Source organism: Micromonospora sp. NPDC003776, assembly GCF_053605645.1.
This window is the reverse complement of sequence record NZ_JBSGJR010000602.1, coordinates 1-4,098: the sequence shown is the minus strand read 5'-3', so window position 1 is coordinate 4,098 and position 4,098 is coordinate 1. Positions and strand designations below refer to the sequence as shown.

The following is a 4,098-nucleotide window of genomic DNA, read 5'->3' as shown; positions in this document are numbered from 1 at the left end:
CCTGGCAGGCGCTGGTAGACCACGCCGACCTCCAGGCCGGCCAGCACGTGCTGGTACAGGGCGGCCGCCCCGGGCTCCCGGTGCCGGCGGGCTCGACGCAGCATAACGAGCCGTCAGGCGAGCAGTTCGGCGACGGCGTCGGCGGCCGGCCGGTCCGCCGGCAGCGGGTGCGCCGACACCACCGCCGCGACCGGCAGCGCCGCGTACAGGTGCGGGAAGAGCGCCCCGCCCCGGGACACCTCCCAGCGCAGCGCGTCGCCGAGCCGGTCCGGGTCGACGGCGAGCACGGTGAGGCCGGTGACCCCGGCGAACACCCGCCGGGCGGTCTCCACCACCTGGTCGGCCGCGGAGAGGTGGATGAATCCGTCCTCCCGGTCCATCTCGGTGCCGGTGAACTCTCCGGCCGCCTGCGCCTGCACCCACTCGCTGCTGGTCAGGATCTTGTAGATCACCACCGCAGCCTACGGCGTTCCGGCATGCTCGGGTGGAGGCCCGCGGAGGGATGCCTGATGCAGAGCTACGACGACGACTGGACCGACGGCCAGCGGGCCGTCTACGACGAGTGCTACCGGTACGGCACCGAGTGGGCCGCCGACCCGGACACCCCCGCCGAGGACGTCCAGCACGTGATCAACCTCGGGCAGGCGGACGACGACTCCTTCACCGACGCCGAGACCGACTACCCGCCAATGGTCGACGCCGTCACCCAGGCCACCGGGGAGAACGTCACCAGCGTGCCGGCCAGCCACGACGATCCCGGCTTCCGCGGCTTCGTGGACGGGGTGCGGGACGCCACCGCCGACGAGGTCTTCGGGCTCTGACCGGAGGCCGGGCCTCCCGTCCCGCCGCCGCGTCTGCCACCATTCGCAGGGCAGCACGTCGAGCGGATGGAGGCACGGGTGCGGATCCTCCTGGTCGAGGACGACCGGCGGGTGGCGGCCGCCCTCTCCTCCGCCCTGACCCGGCGCGGCTACCAGGTCGAGCACGCGGCCACCGTCGAGGCGGCGCTCTCCGCCGCGCCCTGCGACCTGGTGCTGCTCGACCTGACCCTGCCCGACGGCGACGGCACCGACCTGTGCCGGGAACTGCGCCGGCGCAGCAGCCAGCTCGGCATCATCGCGGTGACCGCCCGGGGTGAGGAACGGGACCGGGTGCTCGGCCTGCGGCTGGGCGCCGACGACTACGTGGTCAAGCCGTTCTCGATGGTGGAACTCCAGGCCCGGATCGAGGCGGTGCTGCGCCGGGCCGCGCACACGGTGCCGGAGCGGCACCTGATCGAGGCCGGCGCGGTCCGGATCGACGTGGGCGGCCGGACGGTCAGCGTCGCCGGCCGGGCGGTCACGCTCACCCGCAAGGAGTTCGACATCCTGCTCTCGCTGGCCCGGCAGCCCGGCGTGGCGGTGCCCCGGGACCGGATCCTGCTCGACGTCTGGGGCACCACCTGGGCCGACCGGCACACGGTGGAGGTGCACGTCGGTTCGCTGCGCGGCAAGCTGGGCGACCCGACCCTGGTGGAGACCGTACGCGGGGTCGGCTACCGGCTCCGCGGCGAGTGAGGCGGACCGGGTGCGCCGCCGGCTCGTGATCAGCTACCTGCTCCTGATGGTGCTGGTGCTGCTGGCCCTGGAGACCCCGCTGGCGGCGACCCTCGCCACCCGGGAGACCGAGCGGGTACGCGCCGACCGGCTCGCCGACGCCACCCGGTTCGCCTCGCTGGCCGGCCCGGCGCTGCGCGGCGGCGGCCCCGGCCCGCTCGACGCCGAACTGGCCGCGTACGACGACCTCTACGGCATCGGGGCGGCGGTGGTCGACCGGGACCGGCGTACCGTGACCGCGTCGGTGAGCTGGGAGTTCCGCGTCGGCGCCGACACGGCGCTGGACACCGCCCTGGCCGGCCAGCAGTTCAGCGGCCCCGACTCGGTCTGGCCGTGGGTGGACGGCCCGCTGGTGGTGGCCGTGCCGATCAACGACGGCGGTGAGGTGCTCGGCGCGGTGGTCACCGCCACCCCGCCCGGCAAGGTGCGGCGCGCCGTGACCGCGTGGTGGCTGCTGCTCGCCGGGATCGGCCTGCTCGCCGTGCTGGCCTGTGTCTCCACCGCGTTCGGGCTGGCCGGCTGGGTGCTGCGCCCGGTCACCGAGCTGGACGCGGTCACCCACGAGATCGCCGAGGGCCGCCAGGCCGCCCGGGTCCGCCTCCGGCTCGGCCCACCCGAGCTGCGCCGGCTGGCGGCCAGCTTCAACAACATGGCCGACGTGGTCTCGGACGTGATGGACCGGCAGCGCGCGTTCGTGGCGCACGCCAGCCACCAGCTGCGCAACCCGCTCACCGCGCTGCGGTTGCGGGTGGAGGAGCTGGGGCCGAGCCTGGCCGACGCCGACGGCCGGGCCGAGCACCAGCTGGCGCTGGAGGAGACCGACCGGCTGGCCACCGTGCTCGACGCGCTGCTCACCCTGGCCCGGGCCGAACGCGAGGAGAACCAGCGGGTCACCGTGGACGCGGCCGGGATCGCCGCCTCCCGGGTGGCGGCCTGGCTGCCGCTGGCGCGGCACCGGTCGGTGACCCTCCGGCTCGACGCCGCCGAGGCGCCCGCGTACGCCCGGACCGTGCCGACCGCGATCGACCAGGCCCTGGACGCGTTGATCGACAACGCGGTGAAGTTCAGCGGCGCCGGGGGAGAGGTGACGGTGACCGTCCGAGCGGCCGAGAACGGGATCGCGCTCCAGGTACGGGACACCGGGCCGGGCATGACGGCCAGCCAGCTCGACCAGGCCACCGAGCGGTTCTGGCGGGCGCCCGACGCGCAGAACGTGGAGGGAGTCGGGCTCGGGCTGACCATCGTGGCGGTGCTGGTCGACGCCTCCGACGGCCGGCTCACCATGCGCCAGAACGAGCCCCGGGGACTCCTCGCCGAGCTGTGGTTCCCCGCCCCCGACGAGCCCGTCGACCGCCCCGGCGCATCGGTGGACGCCCCGGCCGGGCGCGCCTGACCCGGGGTCAGGGCTTGCTGGCGACGTACCAGTCGGCGGCGCCGGGATGCAGCGGCAGCGGGGTGGTGACGATGGCCGCCCGGGGGCTCATCCGGCCGGCCGCGGGGTGTGCGGCGGCGAGCTCCGCCCGGCGTTCCATCAGCAGCCGGGTCACCTCCCGGACCAGCGGCTCCGGCAGGTCGGCGCGGACGATCAGATAGTTCGGGTTCGCCACCGTGCTCACCGGGTCCGTCCCGTACACCGAGCGGGGGATGTCCCGGGTCACGTACACCTGCCCGAACCCGCGGCGTAGCGGGTCGGTCCACTCGCCCAGGTCGATCATCCGGACGGCGGTGCCGCCGGCCAGTTGCGCGACGCCGCGCACCGGCAGCCCGCCGGAGAAGAAGAACGCGTCGATCCGGCCCGCCCGCAGGGCCGCCACCGAGTCGTCCAGGCCCAGGTGCTCCTGGTGGACCTGGCCGCCGCCGAGCCGGGCGACCTGGAGCAGCCGCATCGCGGTGACCTCGGTGCCGGACCCGTCGGCACCCACCGACACCCGGCGGCCGCGCAGGTCCGCCAGCGTGCGTACCGGGCCGCCGGCCGTGGTGACCAGGTGCAGCAGGTCGTCGTAGACCCGGGCCACGGCGAGCACCGCCGGATGCTCGGGGGAGCGGGATGGCAGCACGTCGGCCTGGGTGAAACCCAGCTCCGCCTGCCCGGAGCCGACCAGCCGGACGTTCTGCGCCGAGGCGGCGGTGACCACCACGCTGGCCCGTACGCCGGGCAGCTCGCGGTTGAGGATCGCCGCCAGGGACTGGCCGAAGGCGTGGTAGACGGCGGTCGGACTGCCGGTGGCGATCCGGATCTGCACCGGCTCGCGCGGCTCGTCGCGGCAGCCGGCCAGCCCGGCCAGGGCCGCCAGCAGCATCAGCAGCGCCGCCGGCGCCGCGACCCGGCGCCGCCCGGGCGCAGACCAGTGTCGGCTCACGGGCAGCACTGTGCGCCGTGCACCGCCCGCGGCGCAACCCGGGCCGCCGGCGGCGGTGTCGGGGCCGTTGCCGGTGTCGCTGCTAGACAGGAGCATGAGGTCCATGCCGAACCGGCGGACCCGCTCGTACGCCTGGAACTGGG

Annotated in this window: 5 protein-coding genes; 3 read left to right on the top strand and 2 right to left on the bottom strand. The window is 75.4% G+C overall.

All coding sequences use genetic code 11. From position 1 onward, the window contains the following. Window positions 1-113 precede the first annotated feature (113 nt). Window positions 114-452, bottom strand: a complete 339-nt coding sequence (locus tag ACWEVO_RS31735) for a DUF952 domain-containing protein (RefSeq protein WP_452311141.1) — start codon at window positions 450-452, stop codon at window positions 114-116. A 57-nt stretch (window positions 453-509) separates the two neighbouring features. Here ACWEVO_RS31735 and ACWEVO_RS31730 point away from each other — a divergent pair, with 57 nt between their 5' ends. The 3 genes from ACWEVO_RS31730 (at window position 510) to ACWEVO_RS31720 (ending at window position 2,988) form a co-directional block, all read left to right on the top strand. Next, the gene (locus ACWEVO_RS31730; RefSeq protein WP_452311140.1) at window positions 510-821 is read left to right on the top strand and encodes a hypothetical protein; all 312 of its coding nucleotides are present in this window, start codon (window positions 510-512) and stop codon (window positions 819-821) included. A 66-nt stretch (window positions 822-887) separates the two neighbouring features. Further along, the gene (locus tag ACWEVO_RS31725; protein WP_452311139.1) at window positions 888-1,556 is read left to right on the top strand and encodes a response regulator transcription factor; all 669 of its coding nucleotides are present in this window, start codon (window positions 888-890) and stop codon (window positions 1,554-1,556) included. Window positions 1,557-1,566: 10 nt separating this feature from the next. Then, window positions 1,567-2,988: a sensor histidine kinase gene (locus tag ACWEVO_RS31720; protein WP_452311138.1), complete on the top strand. Its 1,422-nt coding sequence runs from the start codon at window positions 1,567-1,569 to the stop codon at window positions 2,986-2,988. A 7-nt stretch (window positions 2,989-2,995) separates the two neighbouring features. Here the strand turns inward: ACWEVO_RS31720 and ACWEVO_RS31715 are convergent, their stop codons facing one another. Next, window positions 2,996-3,895, bottom strand: a complete 900-nt coding sequence (locus ACWEVO_RS31715; protein WP_452311142.1) for a TAXI family TRAP transporter solute-binding subunit — start codon at window positions 3,893-3,895, stop codon at window positions 2,996-2,998. Window positions 3,896-4,098: the final 203 nt, after the last annotated feature.